The organism is Colwellia sp. TT2012 (assembly GCF_001440345.1).
Lineage (GTDB): Bacteria > Pseudomonadota > Gammaproteobacteria > Enterobacterales > Alteromonadaceae > Colwellia.
Map to the genome: position 1 here is coordinate 320,050 of NZ_LJYX01000021.1, position 17,122 is coordinate 337,171.

At 42.2% G+C, this 17,122-nt stretch carries 13 protein-coding genes; all 13 read right to left on the bottom strand.

Going from position 1 to position 17,122, the window contains the following annotated elements; translation table 11 throughout:
• Positions 1 to 27 precede the first annotated feature (27 nt).
• Positions 28 to 945 carry a UDP-3-O-acyl-N-acetylglucosamine deacetylase gene (gene lpxC / locus ASU03_RS15430; protein WP_057832667.1) on the bottom strand — a complete coding sequence of 306 codons (918 nt, stop codon included), beginning with the start codon at positions 943 to 945 and terminating at the stop codon, positions 28 to 30.
• A gap of 281 nt (positions 946 to 1,226) precedes the next feature.
• A complete protein-coding gene (gene ftsZ / locus ASU03_RS15435; protein WP_057832668.1) occupies positions 1,227 to 2,390 on the bottom strand; it encodes a cell division protein FtsZ in 1,164 nt (387 codons plus the stop codon).
• A gap of 133 nt (positions 2,391 to 2,523) precedes the next feature.
• Positions 2,524 to 3,759: a cell division protein FtsA gene (gene ftsA / locus ASU03_RS15440; protein WP_057832669.1), complete on the bottom strand. Its 1,236-nt coding sequence runs from the start codon at positions 3,757 to 3,759 to the stop codon at positions 2,524 to 2,526.
• A gap of 5 nt (positions 3,760 to 3,764) precedes the next feature.
• Positions 3,765 to 4,628 carry a cell division protein FtsQ/DivIB gene (locus ASU03_RS15445; protein WP_057832670.1) on the bottom strand — a complete coding sequence of 288 codons (864 nt, stop codon included), beginning with the start codon at positions 4,626 to 4,628 and terminating at the stop codon, positions 3,765 to 3,767.
• A gap of 10 nt (positions 4,629 to 4,638) precedes the next feature.
• A complete protein-coding gene (locus ASU03_RS15450; protein WP_157465933.1) occupies positions 4,639 to 5,604 on the bottom strand; it encodes a D-alanine--D-alanine ligase in 966 nt (321 codons plus the stop codon).
• Positions 5,604 to 7,019, bottom strand: a complete 1,416-nt coding sequence (gene murC, locus ASU03_RS15455; protein ID WP_057832975.1) for a UDP-N-acetylmuramate--L-alanine ligase — start codon at positions 7,017 to 7,019, stop codon at positions 5,604 to 5,606. The genes ASU03_RS15450 and murC overlap by 1 nt, the downstream gene beginning before the upstream one ends.
• Positions 7,020 to 7,117: 98 nt before the next feature.
• A complete protein-coding gene (gene murG / locus ASU03_RS15460) occupies positions 7,118 to 8,293 on the bottom strand; it encodes an undecaprenyldiphospho-muramoylpentapeptide beta-N-acetylglucosaminyltransferase (protein ID WP_057832671.1) in 1,176 nt (391 codons plus the stop codon).
• A complete protein-coding gene (gene ftsW / locus ASU03_RS15465) occupies positions 8,293 to 9,606 on the bottom strand; it encodes a cell division protein FtsW (RefSeq protein WP_057832672.1) in 1,314 nt (437 codons plus the stop codon). Before ftsW ends, murG begins: the two co-directional genes overlap by 1 nt.
• Complete coding sequence (gene murD / locus ASU03_RS15470; RefSeq protein ID WP_057832673.1) at positions 9,597 to 11,012, bottom strand: UDP-N-acetylmuramoyl-L-alanine--D-glutamate ligase; 1,416 nt, start codon at positions 11,010 to 11,012, stop codon at positions 9,597 to 9,599. The genes ftsW and murD overlap by 10 nt, the downstream gene beginning before the upstream one ends.
• A gap of 66 nt (positions 11,013 to 11,078) precedes the next feature.
• A complete protein-coding gene (mraY, locus tag ASU03_RS15475) occupies positions 11,079 to 12,161 on the bottom strand; it encodes a phospho-N-acetylmuramoyl-pentapeptide-transferase (protein WP_057832674.1) in 1,083 nt (360 codons plus the stop codon).
• On the bottom strand, positions 12,161 to 13,720 hold the full coding sequence (locus ASU03_RS15480; RefSeq protein ID WP_057832675.1) for a UDP-N-acetylmuramoyl-tripeptide--D-alanyl-D-alanine ligase: 1,560 nt from the start codon (positions 13,718 to 13,720) through the stop codon (positions 12,161 to 12,163). Before ASU03_RS15480 ends, mraY begins: the two co-directional genes overlap by 1 nt.
• The gene (locus ASU03_RS15485) at positions 13,717 to 15,324 is read right to left on the bottom strand and encodes a UDP-N-acetylmuramoyl-L-alanyl-D-glutamate--2,6-diaminopimelate ligase (RefSeq protein WP_057832676.1); all 1,608 of its coding nucleotides are present in this window, start codon (positions 15,322 to 15,324) and stop codon (positions 13,717 to 13,719) included. The genes ASU03_RS15480 and ASU03_RS15485 overlap by 4 nt, the downstream gene beginning before the upstream one ends.
• A complete protein-coding gene (locus tag ASU03_RS15490) occupies positions 15,317 to 17,092 on the bottom strand; it encodes a penicillin-binding transpeptidase domain-containing protein (RefSeq protein WP_057832677.1) in 1,776 nt (591 codons plus the stop codon). The genes ASU03_RS15485 and ASU03_RS15490 overlap by 8 nt, the downstream gene beginning before the upstream one ends.
• Between the last annotated feature and the right edge of the window lie 30 nt (positions 17,093 to 17,122).

A 17,122-nucleotide genomic window follows, 5' to 3' on the forward strand; every position in this document is an offset into this window, starting at 1 on the left:
TCACCTTATAAAAAATGAACAAAACAGCTAAAAGGCTGTGGCGTTAATTTCCTGATATTCTATTGGAGAAGCTTTATCATCTTCATAGGTTACCCACTCCCAAGAGTCAGTTTCTTTAAAAACCTTTCTGAGTAACTTATTGTTTAAACCATGTCCAGATTTAAAGGCATTTAATTCCCCGAGAATACTGGCGCTGCCCATATAAAGATCACCAATCGCATCGAGTATTTTATGCTTAACAAATTCATCATCATAACGTAATTCATTTTTATTTAGCATACGGTAATCGTCTAACACTATCGCGTTTTCTAAGCTACCGCCTAGGGCTAAATTATGAGAGCGTAAGAACTCAATATCTTTCATAAAACCAAAGGTTCTAGCGCGACTAATTTCTTTTATATATGAGCAACTAGAAAAGTCCATACTCATAGTTTGACAGGTTTTTTTAATAACTGGATGGTCAAATTCAATAGCAAAATTGACTCTAAAACCCTCATAAGGCAATAACTCTGCCCACTTGTCACCTTCTTCAACACGAATTGGTTTTTTAATACGTAAGAAACGCTTAGGTGCATTCAAGGTCTCAATGCCAACAGACTGAATTAAATATACAAAAGGTAAGGCACTGCCATCCATAATAGGAATTTCAGCAGAATCAACATCGATAATTAAGTTATCAATACCTAAGCCGGCAAGTGCTGATAGTAGGTGCTCTACCGTTGAAACCTTAACTTGCTGCTCGTTGACTAAACAAGTACATAACGTGGTTTCACCGACAGCTTCGGGTGTCGCTTTGATTTCAACCACAGGGTCAAGATCAATACGACGGAAAACAATACCGGTGTTTGCGGGTGCAGGACGGAGAGTAACCTGTACTTTTTCACCTTTATGTAAACCAACACCTACGGTTGAAACACTTGTTTTTAATGTACGTTGCTTAATCATATTAGCCTTGCTTTTTATTTGCGCATAAATGCCATTGCTTTCATAGATGCTTTACCGAGCGATTAAGCTAGATAACACTAACTACTACCCGCATTTTAGCCATAGTTAAAATGAATTAATTACCAAGCCCATATTTAATTTAGGCGCTAAAGCAGCTAAGCCAATTTACCGGCGCATAATATACCAAAAATAAGCGCTTAAATCAAAAATAAGCGCTTAAATCAAAAGTAACTAACTGTAGGACTTAGTTACTCGCTAATGAGTAACTAACTAGTCAAGAATTAGTCGGCTTGCTTGCGCAAAAAGGCCGGTATATCTAAATAAGTGTCTAAATCAGTGGCAACCGCTTTTTGGGCGTTACTATCTGTCATGGTTACTGTCTCAACTGCCGCACTTGGCTGTGCTGTAGCGGGGCTATAATCAGCACCAACAATTTTATTAGGCTCAACCATTTGCGTAGGGTTTACTAAGGTAATATCTGGTTTATTTTCAGCGCCAATACCAGTCGCTACCACAGTAACACGAAGTTCATCGGTCATATCCATGTCAATCACCGCACCAACCACAACGGTAGCATTTTCAGAAGCAAAGGCTTTGACTGCATTACCGACGGTCTCAAACTCATCGATGCTAATGTCCATACCGGCAGTAATATTTACTAAAATACCGCGAGCACCGGCTAAATCAACATCTTCAAGTAATGGACTTGAAATAGCAGCATCAGCGGCTTCTTGAGCTCTATCAGGGCCGGACGCTGTACCAGAGCCCATCATAGCCGTGCCCATTTCAGACATTACCGTGCGTACATCGGCGAAATCGACGTTAATTAAACCGGGACGGGTAATTAACTCAGCAATACCTTGCACCGCGCCAAGTAAAACATCATTTGCCGCTTTAAAGGCATCTAATAAACTTGTTCCTGGGCCAAGTACTTTCAGCAGTTTTTCATTTGGGATAGTAATAAGTGAGTCAACATTTTTAGATAAAAACTCAATGCCTTGATCGGCATAGTTCATACGTTTTTTACCTTCAAAAGGGAAGGGTTTAGTAACTACCGCAACGGTCAGAATACCCATTTCTTTCGCTATTTCAGCCACCACAGGTGCAGCACCTGTACCTGTACCGCCGCCCATACCCGCGGCAATAAAGATCATATCAGCACCTTGGAGGGCTTGCTTGATAGCTTCTCTATCTTCTTCCGCGGCACAACGGCCAACTTCCGGGTTTGCGCCCGCGCCTAGGCCTTTAGTTACACCAGCACCAAGCTGTAAGGTTACATCGGCAGAAGAATTACGTAACGCTTGCGCGTCGGTATTTGCCGTAATAAACTCAACACCTTCAATCGTTTGTGAAACCATGTGTTCAACAGCATTACCACCACCGCCACCAACACCGATAACTTTAATTATCGCTTCTTCCTTATGGTCTTCCATTAATTCAAACATTCTATCTCTCCGTTTTACTTACAATGACTTAAAATACCAAATAAACTGTTGCCAACCATTACTTTTAACAACAATTCGAGACAGCTGTTATTTCCATTTAACAGCTCACAACAAAATTCCTTTAAACTAGCTTTTAGAATTCGCCTTTAAACCAGGCATGAATTCTTGACCAAAAATCACCCACACTTTGGCCTTTTTTACTTAAGTTATCTACTTCGCTGGCGGCTTGCATACCATAATGCAAAAGACCAACAACCGTGGCGTAGCTAGGGTCGTTAACATATTCTTTTAGCCCTTGTACTGACAAGGGACAGGCAATACGAACGGGCATTTGAAAAATTTCTTCGGCAAATTCCAGTACACCTTCCATTTTTGCCGTGCCACCGGTTAAGACATAGCCGGCAGCAATTTGGTCTGATAAACCTGATTCTCTAATTTCTTCTTGAATTAGCTCAAATAACTCTTGATACCTTGGTTCAACAACTTCGGATAAGGTATGGCGTGACATTGAACGCGCAGGGCGACCACCAACACTTGGCACCTCAATACTTTCTTCCATGCTAACTAATTGCTTTAAAGCACAGGCATACTGCACTTTAATATCTTCCGCATGACTTAATGGCGTTCTAAATATTTTAGAAATATCACTGGTGACTTGGTTACCGGCCACAGGTATTACTGCCGTATGTCGTAAGGTTCCACCGGTAAAAACCGAAATATCCATAGTGCCGGCGCCCATATCCACGACACACACACCTAACTCTTTCTCATCATCGGTTAACACCGAATAACTTGAAGCAAGCGCGGAAAAAATCAATTGGTCCACGGTTAAATCGCAACGTTCCACACACTTAACTAAATTTTTCGCCATATCATTGGCACAAGTAATGATATGCACTTTGGCTTCCATGCGAACACCTGACATACCAATAGGGCTTTTAATGCCGTCTTGACAATCAATACTGTATTCTTGTGGCAGCACGTGTAACATGCGGCGCTCTGCTGAAATAGGTACTGAACGCGCCGTGTGAATAACATTGTCTACATCTTCTTGAATAACTTCATTGTCATTAATTGGCACCATGCCATTTTCATTTTGGCAACTAATATGTTTGCCCGAAATGCCTAAATAAATAGAGCTTATTTGACAATCAGCCATCAGCTCAGCTTCATTAATGGCGCGTTGGATTGCTTGAATAACAAGATTCAAGTCATTTACTCCGCCTTTATCCATGCCGCGTGCAGGCTGATTACCGACACCAATAATACTTAACTGGTTGTCTGGTGTGATCTCCCCGACGGCGACAGATATTTTGGAGGTGCCTATATCAAGGCCAACCACTAATTTTCTTTCTGCTGCTTTAGACATTTAACTTAAACTCTTAACTGATTGCGCTGATTGCGCTGATTATTATCATTATTTTTTAGCAATTTATTTTGGCTAATTTTATCCAGCCTTTTCCAACCAACAGCCAATCCGGTATCATACCGTAAATCGATGTAATCAACCGCCTGATTTTGCTGTTTTTCCGCAATTATTTTTGCTTTTAGTTGTGCTTTGATTATTGGGTAAACATCCATGAAACGTTGAATACGTTCAACCCGCTCTTCTCGACCTAAATTTAAGGTCACGCCATCATCCAAGGTTAACTGCCAAGAGAAGCGTTCACTCAACACTAACTCATCAATGGTTAGCGATTCGGAAGCAAGTAGTTCGTTGAAATCTCTATAATTTTTAAGTGCTAACACTTCACTTCCCTCAGGGCCAAAAAAGCTAGGCAGGTAATGTTTAACCCGCTCAATATCCGCCTGAAAAACCTGACCAAGTTGATTGATTAAAAAATTGCCATTCCAAAATGCCACTGGATTTTGATCAACCACATAGATCTTTAATTCGTTTGGCCACTGTTTTCTTACCGCTACCGAGTAAACCCAAGGTAAGGTAAGCACATAACGTTGCACTTCGTTGACGTCAACTTGGAAAAAATTACCCATATTCACTGGTGCAATAGCATTAATAATATCGCTACGTTGGCTATAGGGCATTTCCCCTGAGATGACGATAGCAGTCACCGGCGAACTTTCTTGACCAACAAAATGCTTAATAAGCCACCAACTGATGGTTATCAGGCTAAATAGCACCACAATAAAAAACAACAAACCCAAGCCAAAAGACAAGGTATTCGCCTCGCCTTGGCGGGCGGTTTTTTCTATAATGTTCCGCCGTTTATTAGTCACAATAGCCGCCTTACCCCTTGACACTAAGCCGTAATATTTGTGTCACCAACTCACTAAAATTTAAACCAAATACCTTGGCGGCTTTGGGCACTAGTGATGTTTCTGTCATCCCTGGCACCGTATTCACTTCTAATATCTGCCATTCGCCCTTATTATTACGCATGATATCAACCCGTCCCCAGCCCCGCGCGCCTGTGGCATTAAAGGCTTTAATAGATAAATTTTTCAATTCACTTTCATCACGTTCACTTAAATCACATGGACAATGATATTGTGTACTTGTCGATTGATATTTTGCTTCATAATCATAAAATTCACGTGGTGTTTCCATATGAATCACTGGTAATGCCTGATCACCTAAAATAGCAACGGTATATTCAGGGCCATCAATCCAGGCTTCAAGCAATACCTGCTGGTCAAAACCAAAAGCCTCTATCAAGGCATTATGCAGTTGCTCAACAGTTTGTGCCTGTGCCATACCAATACTTGAGCCCTCATTGGCGGGTTTTACCATGACTCTACCACCTAAATCAGCAAGAATATTTGCTAATGATAACTGGGCAAAGTCGGCTTTATCAACAACAGCAAAGGCTGCTGTTGGTAAGCCACAGGCTTTGAAAATCTGTTTACTACGCACCTTATCCATAGAAAGTGAAGAGCCTAAAACATTTGAGCCAGTATAGGGAATGCCCAAATACTCAAGCGCCCCTTGCACACAACCATCTTCACCACCCCGACCATGCAAGGCAATAAAAACACGCTTTACTTTTTTACTCAACAAGTCAGTTAAGGGTACAAATTTGGTATCGATTAACACCACATCAAAACCGGCTTGCTCAAGACCTTTGGCTATGGCTTGCCCTGAATTAAGTGAAACTTCTCGCTCCGCTGAGTTACCACCATAAAGCACAGCAATTTTTTCTTGCTTGAGCTGTGCCAATGAATCGGTCAATGTAGATTGCCAAGCACTAGCCATTACTTAGCACCTTTAGCCGCTGAGTTTACATGCAACAAACTATGCTCGGCTAAGTTTATAGCAACCGCGCCGATACTGCCGGCACCTTGGGTTATCACCATATCGTTATCCTGTAATTGCATTACTAACAGCTCTGCTAATTTATCAACATCGCTGATATAAATAGGCTCTACTTGACCACGTTGACGAATGGAACGCGCTAAACTTTTACTGTCTGCTGACGCAATTGGCTTTTCTCCGGCTGCATAAACATCGAGTAAAAACAGGCAGTCTACGTCTGAAAGAACTTCGACAAAGTCTTCATATAAATCGCGCGTCCGAGAATATCTATGGGGTTGAAAAATCATCACTAAGCGTCTATCTGGCCAACCTTGACGTATAGCCAATATAGTGGCTTTTACTTCACTCGGATGATGACCATAATCATCAACAAAAAACATATTACCGGCATCCGTAGTAAAATTAGGCAGCTGCTCAAAACGTCGGCCAATACCAGCAAATTCAGATAATGCTTGGCATATAGCTTCATCACTTACCCCTTCGTCTTTAGCAACGGCGACACCAGCCAAAGCATTTAAGACATTATGCTGACCCGGTAAGTTTACGCTCATAGCTAGCGGTGCTTGCCCTGCTATCTCTACGGTAAAATGACTCACGGCACCCTCTTGTTGGTAATTTACCGCTCTAACATCGGCATCTGCAGAAAAGCCATAGGTGATCACTTGGCGGCTAATTCGTGGTAATAATTCACGCACTACCGGATCATCTATACAAACCACCGCTAAACCATAAAATGGCAAGTTATGTAAAAACTCTATGTAAGTGTCTTTGAGCTTTTCAAAATCCCCGCCGTAAGTTTCCATATGGTCGGTATCGATATTGGTGATGACGGAAACCATGGGTTGTAAGTGTAAAAATGACGCATCACTTTCATCTGCTTCCGCAATCAAATAACGACTACTACCTAATCGGGCATTGGTGCCAGCACTGTTGAGTAAACCGCCAATAACAAACGTAGGATCTAATTTACCTTGGGCAAAAATACTGGCAATTAAGCTGGTTGTCGTTGTTTTACCATGGGTACCCGCAATTGCAATACCATGGCGAAAACGCATTAACTCAGCTAACATTTCTGCGCGTCTAACTACAGGAATACGTAATTTTTTTGCGGCGACAAGTTCTGGGTTATCACTACTTATCGCGGTAGAAACGACAATAACACTCGCTTGGCTAATGTTATCAGCTTTATGACCGATAAAAATTTTTGCACCTAAGCCGGTCAGTCGTTGCACCACTTGGTTCTCACCTATATCGGAGCCCGATATTTCATAACCTTCATTCAGCAAAACCTCGGCAATCCCGCCCATACCGGCGCCACCTATACCAACAAAGTGGATACGTTTAACCCGACGCATTTCAGGCACCTGAGCTGAGTACAAGTTGCTACCTTTATTTAAATGGGCCGTTGCGTGAGTACTTTTACTTGCACCAGTACTTGAGTTAGTTTGCTTTATCATATTTTCTCTTCGTTATTGCTAAGTGCTGTGCCATTTGCTTGGCTAAGCTGTTGGCACAATTTTGCTACTTTTATACTTGCGTCACTGTTTGCTGCGGAAAATGCAGCTTTAGCCATGGTTATCAAGGTTTCAGGTTGCTCAAATAGCTCGGTAATTAACGCGGTGATACTGCCTTCATTCAACTCTATTTGTGGCAGTAATTTCGCTGCCTCGCGTTTAACCAGATAGAGGGCATTTTTTGTTTGGTGATCATCGACCGCATGCGGCAGCGGTATAAAAATAGCTGGCGTTGCCGCCATGGCTAATTCTGATACGGTTAACGCGCCCGCACGACAAATAACAATATCAGCCCACTGATAGGCTGTTGCCATATCCTTGATAAACTCAGTAACTTCTACCTTATCCGCAGCTAGACCTTGCTCTGCATAAGATACCATGACTTTTTCTTGTTTATTAGCACCCGTTTGGTGCCAAATTGAGAAATTTTCATCCTCCCGCGCTAGACGAGCAAAACTGCTGGGCATTACTTCATTTAACACTTGCGCGCCAAGGCTGCCACCAACCACTAATATATTTTTACTCGCTTTTTTCTGCTTAGTTTCATTCGCCGATTTTTGCTTGGCTAACGCTGCTTGCTGGCCAATGGCAACACGCAAAGGATTACCAACCACCTCAGCAACAACCCCAGGGGCAAAAGCATGAGGAAAAGCGCAGCATACTTTATTGGCAATACGCGCTAATAATCTATTACTTAAACCCGCGGCAGCATTTTGTTCATGGACAATTAAGGGTATTTTACTTAACCATGCTGCTAAGCCACCCGGAGCACTCGCATAACCGCCCATTCCTAGTACCACATCGGGTTTAACGGCTTTGAGCACTCGTCGAGCTTGGTACAGTGATTGCAGTAATTTTAAGGGTATAACTAACATTGCTAACAATCCTTTACCTCGCAAGCCACTTATATTAATGAAAGATATATCATAACCATGTTCAGGAACAATATTAGCTTCCATTCGATCAGCGGTGCCCAACCAATGAATATGCCAACCTTGCGCCTTAAGTTCATCCGCAACAGCAAGACCTGGGAATATATGACCACCCGTGCCACCCGCCATCACCAGTAAAGTTTTAGTTTTACCCTTGTCGTCTTGATCATTATTAACCACCATTAGCTAGCACCACTTTTCTTTTCGTTAGGCTTAGTCACTTTTTGAGCACTTCTTTTTGAGCTAGTTGCTTGAATACTTTGCAAGCGAATTTCGTGGTCGATACGTATTAAAATCACTAACGCTAGGGTCATCACTATCATAGAGCTACCACCATAACTAATCAGTGGCATGGTTAAGCCCTTAGTGGGTACAATACCGGCACTTGCACCAATATTTACCGCAGCCTGAAAGCACATCCAAATACCTATCGAGTACGCTAAGAAACCTTCAAAATACTTTTCTTTTGCGAGTGCACAACGCCCTAGAATAAGCGCCTTTAAGACTAAGGTCATACTCAGCAGCAGCACCACACTGATACCAACAAAGCCAAATTCTTCGGCTAAAACCGCCATAACAAAGTCAGTATGTGCTTCAGGCAAATACTCTAATTTTTGAATGCTATTACCTAAACCCTGCCCTAAAATCTCACCTCGACCGTAAGCCATTAATGACTGTGTTAACTGGTAACCACTACCAAACGGGTCTTGCCATGGGTCTAAAAAGCTGGTTACTCGTCGCCATCGGTAGGGTTCAAAGTAAGCAAGCATACCTAACGATGTGGCGCCAACCGAAGCCATAGCGATAAATTGCCATAACTTAGCACCCGCTAAAAACAACAGGCCGAAAGTGGTGACGAACATGACAATAACGGTACCTAAATCCGGTTGTAATAATAACAAGGCGGCCATAACACCAAAAACAATTAACGGCTTAATAAAGCCTTTTAAGTTTTCCATTACTTGCTCACGGCGACGTACTAGATAGGCGGACAAATAACAAAAGAAGAATAGTTTCGCTGGCTCTGCTGCTTGTACCGTAATAGGCCCTAGTACGATCCATCGGGTAGAGCCGTTTACTGTCCGACCAATAAGCAATACTGTCACTAGCAGTACAATGGCAAAACCTAATAAGTAACTGCTGTTTTTATGCCACCAAGACATAGGAATTTGTAAAGCTACCCCAGCCATGGCAATACTTAAACCAATATAAATACCGTGACGTATAACAAAATGAAATGGATTATTAAATAGACGTTCCGCTACCGGTATTGAGGAAGAGGCCACCATGACTAGCCCAACCATATACATGATCAGTCCCAAGACAATAAAGCTGCGATCAAACGTGCGGCTACCATATTCATCTGAATCGGTCATCAGGCGGTTAATCCATGCAGGTAATGACGGCACTGGTACTTTCGAGATGGCCTTGCTTATTGTCTGAGTGGTTGCTAAGGACATTGTTTTTGCTAAGGTCATGGTTTTTTCTAACGACATGAGACCTCCTGCGCATGTACTGCCGCAATAAATTGCTCACCTCGTTCCAGGTAATTTTTGAACATATCAATACTGGCACAAGCGGGTGAAAGTAGCACCATATCACCTGGTTTCGCTAGTTTTTTAGCTTGTTGTACCGCAGCCAACAGGGTCTCAACAACAATGGCATCACTGACTAAGTCCGCAATTTTATCGCCATCTTTGCCTAAAGTGATCAACTGACTGACTTCAGCCTTGAAGATAGTTTTAAGGGCGGAGAAATCAGCGCCTTTGCCGTCCCCGCCAGCAATAAGTATTAATTTATTGTTATCAGCCAGCGTCGGCGCCAAGCCAGTGATCGCGGCTAGGGTAGCCCCTACATTGGTGGCTTTCGAATCATTAATCCATTGAATACCATCGTCACTGACAACACGTTGACAACGATGGGCTAAACCGATAAATCCCGGCAGTTGTTTAACCATGGCAGATAGAGACCAACCCGCGCTATAACCAAGCGCCAAAGCCGCCATATAATTTAAGGCATTATGCCTACCGGCTAGGGGTAATAGCTCGCTCGAAATTAAGGCTTGCTCACCAAACATCAACATCTGTTTGTGATCAATAACAGCCAGACCAAACTGGCCTTGCTCTGGCTTACTTAAACCAAATGAAATGATTGTTTGTGCGGCAACTAAAGTGTTAGTCGCTTGATCATCTCTATTAACCACGGCAACTTTCGCTTGTCGATATATACCTTGTTTAATGGCCTGATAATTAGCTAAGGTTTTATGGCGGTCTAAATGATCGTCGGTCAAATTTAGTACACTAGCGGCTATAGCTTGCATGCTAGTGAGTGTTTCTAGTTGAAAGCTGGACAGTTCGACAATGACAATATCGGGCTGATTAGCAGACAAACTTTCGCTGGCTTGCTCAAGTTGCAGTAAATCAAGTATTGGTTCACCTATATTACCCGCCAATGCCGCATTAATGCTAAGGTTTTGTGCAAGGTAAGCCAGCAGTGACACTACGGTAGACTTGCCATTAGAGCCTGTTACTGCCAACATTCTCATGGGGGTAGCGCGGCTATTATTGACTAGACAAAATAACTCAATATCACCCATAACTTGGCAATGTGATGAAATAAGTGCTGCAATACCCTCGCCAGCTAAATCGATACCCGGGCTAGTGATAATGATATCGGCATGGGCAATTAGGCTTTGCTGCCATTGACCGAACATAAATTTAGCTTGGGGAAAATCCTGCTGGTATTGAGCTTGTTGCTCAGCATTAGCAAAGGGCATGATACGTGAATCATTAACAGCAAATGACAAACCTTGCCCATGCAAAAGGCGTAGGCATGACAAACCTGTCATTCCGGCACCAAGCACAACAATATTTTTATCTTTAAACGCTGTTAACCAAGTCATAATGTATTTAATTTTACCTTACTTTACTGAACGCTATTTATTTAACGCTATTTGCTTAATGTAGTGTTATCGTAACTTCAAGGTAGCTAAACCTATCAGTACTAATATCAATGAAATAATCCAAAAACGAACAATGACTCGCGGCTCTGGCCAGCCTTTTAATTCATAGTGGTGATGAATGGGCGCCATTCGGAAAATACGTTGACCACGCAATTTATATGAGCCCACTTGTAAAATAACCGAGAGGGTCTCCATAACAAAAACACCACCCATAATAAATAACACCAATTCTTGGCGAACCAGCACGGCAATAACACCAAGTCCGGCACCTAAAGCAAGTGAGCCAACATCACCCATAAAGAGTTGCGCTGGGTAGGTGTTAAACCACAAAAAGCCCAATCCCGCGCCAACAATAGCGGTACAAACCACCACAAGCTCACTGGTTAAAGCAATATGGGGAAGATTAAGGTAACTGGCAAAATTAACGTTACCTGTGACATAGGCAAATAACGCAAACGCGCCGGCAACCATGATGGTCGGCACTATGGCTAAACCATCTAGACCATCCGTTAAGTTAACGGCATTTGAAGTACCAACAATAACAAAATAGGTCATTACCACATAAAAAATGCCTAACTGAGGTAATAGCTCTTTCATAAAGGGTATTAACAATGCGGTTTCATTTGGACCCTGAGCAATATAATATAAAAACAGTGCGGTACTTAAGCCGATAACGCTTTGCCAAAAATATTTCCAGCGAGCAATCAGGCCATTAGCATCTTTACGAATAACTTTTCGGTAATCATCAACAAAACCGATGGCGCCAAAGCTCACCACCACAAATAGCACCACCCAGACATAAATATTACTTAAATCGGCCCACAGTAAAACACTGATCACAATGGAGCCGAGTATCAATAAACCGCCCATCGTTGGCGTACCCGATTTAGATAAATGACTTGCTGGGCCATCTTCTCTTATCGTTTGACCAATTTGCATCTTTTGCAAATAACGAATAAGTTTTGGGCCAAAATATAAGGATATAAACAGCGCGGTTAGCGTGCTGATAATGGCGCGAAAGGTTAAATAAGAAAAAACATTAAACCCGGAGTAATATGGAGTCAAAAACTCACCTAACCACAATAACATTAAGCTTTACCTTCTTTACATTGATTTTTACTAGCATTCATATTTTCACTAGCGTTGTTTTCTTTACTAACATTCATTGCTTGGTTAGTACTTTCTTGACTATTCATTTGTTCAAACCAGTGAGTTATTTCTGTTACTACATGCTCCATATGAGCACTACGAGAGCCTTTAACTAAAATAGCAATATCTTGCTGACCAGCCGATAATTGCTGATTTAGCATGTTAAGCAAATGAGCCATCAACTCAGCTCTATGGCTAAAATGTTGACTTTGTTCACTTTGATCATTGTCCTTGGCAAAGGCATCACTTGCACTTTGACTCAGTACGCCTAAGGACAATAAAGTATTTAACGATAAACTTTTAGCAAACTCGCCCAGCTCTTGGTGATAACTACGCGCGTCAGTACCCAGCTCACCCATATCACCTAAGATAAGTATTTTTTTACCTGGGTAACTTGATAATAACTGAGTAGCAGCTTTAGCAGACTCGAGATTAGCGTTATAGCTGTCATCAATGAGTTTGATGTGACAAGCGGTTTTTTTATCATGCCATTGATATAAATTTAGTCGCCCTTTAACGGGCTGCATTTTCGCTAAACCTAAACAGATATCTTCAAGGCTGGCGCCAAATTCTAAGGCAATACAAGCCGCAGCAACCGCATTACAAACATTATGTTTGCCCGGTACGGTTAAGTGAATTTCACAACTCCCCTGCGTTGTTTTTAACGTAAAAGTAGCGTAGCCATTTTCATCTAAGTTGACATTTTCGCTATAACAATGCGCTTTATTAATACATGAAAAAGTACGTACTGCTTTACCCTCTAAGCGCCATTGCCATTTATCGCTGTATTGGCTGTCTTGGTTATATAAGGCAACGCCATTTTCACCAAGACCTGAGAATATTTCACCTTTAGCACGAGCAACACCACATAAGTCGCCAAAACCTTCTAAGTGCGCGGCAGCAATATTATTAATCACAGCAACATCAGGTTGGGTTAACGCTGTGGTATAGGCAATTTCACCGAGATGATTAGCGCCCATTTCAATAACCGCAAAATCATGGCTGCTATCCAAACGAAGTAACGTTAACGGCACGCCAATATCGTTATTAAAGTTACCTTGAGTTGCCAGCACTTTTCCTAGACGCGACAATATAGCGGCGACCATTTCTTTGACCGTGGTTTTACCACTACTACCTGTTATACCAACAGTTTTAGGCGCAAGCTCTTTTTTAACAAAAGCGGCAATTTTACCTAAAGCAATACGGGTATCGCTAACCACCAATTGTGCGGTATCAATCACATCGATCAAGTGATGATCGACGATAAGTAACTGACAACCTTGTTCGATCACTTGCGGTGCAAAGCGATGACCATCAAAATTAGGGCCTTTAAGGGCAAGAAAAGCGCAGACCTTGGCCGAGTTTTTATCGATTGCGCGGCTATCGGTAACTAAATCGTCAATAACCAAATCATCGAGACTTAGTGAGGTTTTATTTACTGCTGCAATGAGTTGGCCATCAGTAATCTCGGCTAACGTTGGCAATGAAATAACAATCATACCTTTGCCTCATTTGGCAATGTGGCCAAGCCAGCGTGCTGTTGATAAAAATTTTCTACCACTAAACGCTCGTTATAGGCTAATTTTTCCGTGCCTATGATCACCCCATGCTCATCATATTTGGCGACAATGACATAGTCTTCATGCCCTTTACCTGCCAATAAGACGATATCGCCAGCTTGGGCTGTTTGCAGTGTCGTCAATACGGCTTGCTCTCTTGCTAAAATAATGCTTATTGTATCGGCATCCGGATGGGTAAAACCGGCGATAATATCGTTGGCTATCAACTGAGCATCTTCACTGCGTGGGTTATCATTAGTAACAACGACACAGTCGGCATATTTTTCTGCGGCTTGTGCCATCAAAGGTCTCTTACCTTTATCTCTATCGCCGCCACAGCCAAACACCACATAAAGTTTTCCTGAGCAATGTTGACGACAGGCTTGTAGTGCTTTTTCTAACGCATCGGGTGTATGGGCATAATCGACCACGGCGGTCGCTAAGTTATTAGCACTCGTGGCTTCCATTCGACCAGCAATAGCACTGACCTGTCTGACTAAATCAGGGAGTTCACTTAATCGCGTACCTTCAATAAGTAAGACGCAGATTGCCGCCATTAGATTATCAATATTAAAATCGCCCAACAATGGACTGCTAATAACAACACGGCCTAAATGACTTATGAGGGTAAAAGATACGCCATGACTATGATGTTTAATATGCTTAGCGGTGACAAAATGCTGATTGCATTCTATGTTATCAGTACGACCATAAAGCCAAAGCACTTGTTGCTCTGGCCAATTTTCAAGCCAGTTCTTTGCTTGTTCATCATCAAAATTCACCACGGCAATTTGACGGTTATCACCGGTAAAAATCTGTTTTTTAGCGGCACCATAACTAGCCATAGAGTCATGATAATCAAGATGATCACGACTCAAGTTGGTAAACACAGCAATATCAAACAAATCGGCTTGTACACGTTGTTGTGATAAAGCATGGGAAGAGACTTCCATCGCGACATGACTAAACTTGCCATGGACAGAGTGCTCATCAATAAAAGCAGTGAATAATTGATGTAATTGACAAGCGCCAGGGGTAGTATTTTCTATCTGTGCTAGTTTATCGATACTACCCGCACCATTAGTACCAATAATAGCGCAAGGTTTATGGGCGTGAGTAAACATCTGAGCTAATAACTGACTGGTGGTCGTTTTACCGTTGGTGCCGGTAATGCCCACTATGGTCATATGCTTTTGTGGCGCTTGATAATAATGTTTAGTTAAGGTAAATAAATGCTGGTTAAGTTGATAAAAATTAACGATAGCGACACCGTTGCCGTTTGAGGCAATAACGAGTTCACCGTGGTCAGCTGCACTGTCACACTCGCGAATAACTAACTTAACGCCTTGCTTAAGCGCTTGCTCAATATATTGGCGACCATCTTGCTGGTGGCCAATAATGGCGCAGAAAATATCCCCGGCAACAAGCAATCGACTATCGTTATGCAGATCGCCGACAAAACCATCTAAAGCAAGGAACTTTGTTAGAGTAATGCCAAATTTCGCTAAAGATGCGATGATATTTTGCGTGGCAGGTTTAGGCATGATGCTCTTCTGCAGTTATTGCTTTCTCAGCGCCTGTGGTCTCAGTTGACTGATTAGCCGCGTGTCTATTTTTCGCATCAGGAGCAATATTCAACACCTGTAGTGCACCTTTCATTACCCGAGAGAATACTGGCGCGGCTATATCGCCGCCATAATACAAATCACCACCTGGTTCATTAATGACCACCACCACCACTATTTCAGGGTTTGAGATTGGCGCCATGCCGGCAAAAAAAGCAACGTATTCGTTACCATAGCCACCCGCAACCGCTTTGATTGAAGTACCGGTTTTACCACCAACACGATAGCCATCCACTTTTGCTTTTGGTACATGTTCATCAACCACAGCTTCGAGCATATGGGTAATAGCGATACTGTTCTCTTCAGAGAAAATTCTTTCTTGGTCTTCTGGCGCTATATTTTGCTTATCAATTTTAATAATCGACAATTTACGTTTAATGCCGCCATTGGCAAGGGCCATATAAAACCGTGTTAATTGTGCTGGGGTAATGGCTAAACCCGCGCCCCAAGAGAGTGTTGCTAACTCGAACTTAGACCAACGGTTTCTATCATGCATAATACCGGCACTCTCACCCACTAAGTTAGTACCGGTATCTTCGGCAAAACCAGCATCGAAAAACTTAGTTAACAAATAATCTTTGGGCACTGACAGTGCCAACTTAGTTGTGCCTACATTGGAGGAATAGACCAAAATATCTTCAATAGAAAGTTTACCCCGATTAACGGGATCGCTAACTCGTCGGCCCCCTAAACGCATCCATCCTGGGCTGGTATTAATAATAGTATTAACTTTTACCGAGCCAAACTCCAATGCGGCCAATACGGTTAACGGTTTCATGGTTGAACCTGGCTCATAGACATCGGTGATCGCTCGATTCCTAAACCGGTGAATAGCCGTATTACGCCGGTTATTTGGGTTATATGATGGGCTATTGGTCATTGCCAATATTTCACCGGTATGGACATTAGCGACTACGATAGAGCCCGAGGTCGCTTTAAATGCTTGCACCGCACCTTTTAGTTCTTTATAAGCTATGGCTTGTATACGTTGATCAATACTTAAGGTAATATTTTGCGCTTGTTTTGCTTCTAACACAGAAATAATTTCAATTTTTCGGCCTTTAGCATCTTTTCTAAAACGCTTGGCGCCACCAGTACCGGTAAGTAAGTCATCATACATACGTTCTATGCCTTCAATGCCTTTATCATCAACATTAGTAAAGCCGATAAGGTGAGCACTAATTTCCCCTGTTGGATAAAAACGCTTCGATTCTCTTCGTAAATGAATACCCGGTATTTTTAATTCTTTGACGTAATTTGCCACGGCGGGCGAAATTTTTCGTGCTAAATAAATAAAACGTTTACGAGGATTTTTCTGCACACGAGCGATAAGTTTATTGATATCTTGATCAAGCACATCGGCTAAGGCTTGCCAATGTTTAGTCATGGCTAAGGCCTTATTATCCATGATTATTTTAGGATCTGCCCAGACGGTTTCCACGGGTACACTAATCGCCAACTCGGCACCATTTCGATCAACAATTAAACCGCGTTGTACCGTGTTAGCGGTAACACGTAATGATCGCAAGTCACCTTGCTTTTTCAACATATCTGGTTCAATTATTTGAATATAGGCTGTGCGAGCCATCAAACTAAGATAAATCAGCGCAACAACAGCCAGCACTAAATAATAACGCCAAGCAGCGGTATTTAATGACTTATTGTTTTTGGCTGATTTTTTATTCACACCGTTCCCATTTATATTATTGTTTTACTA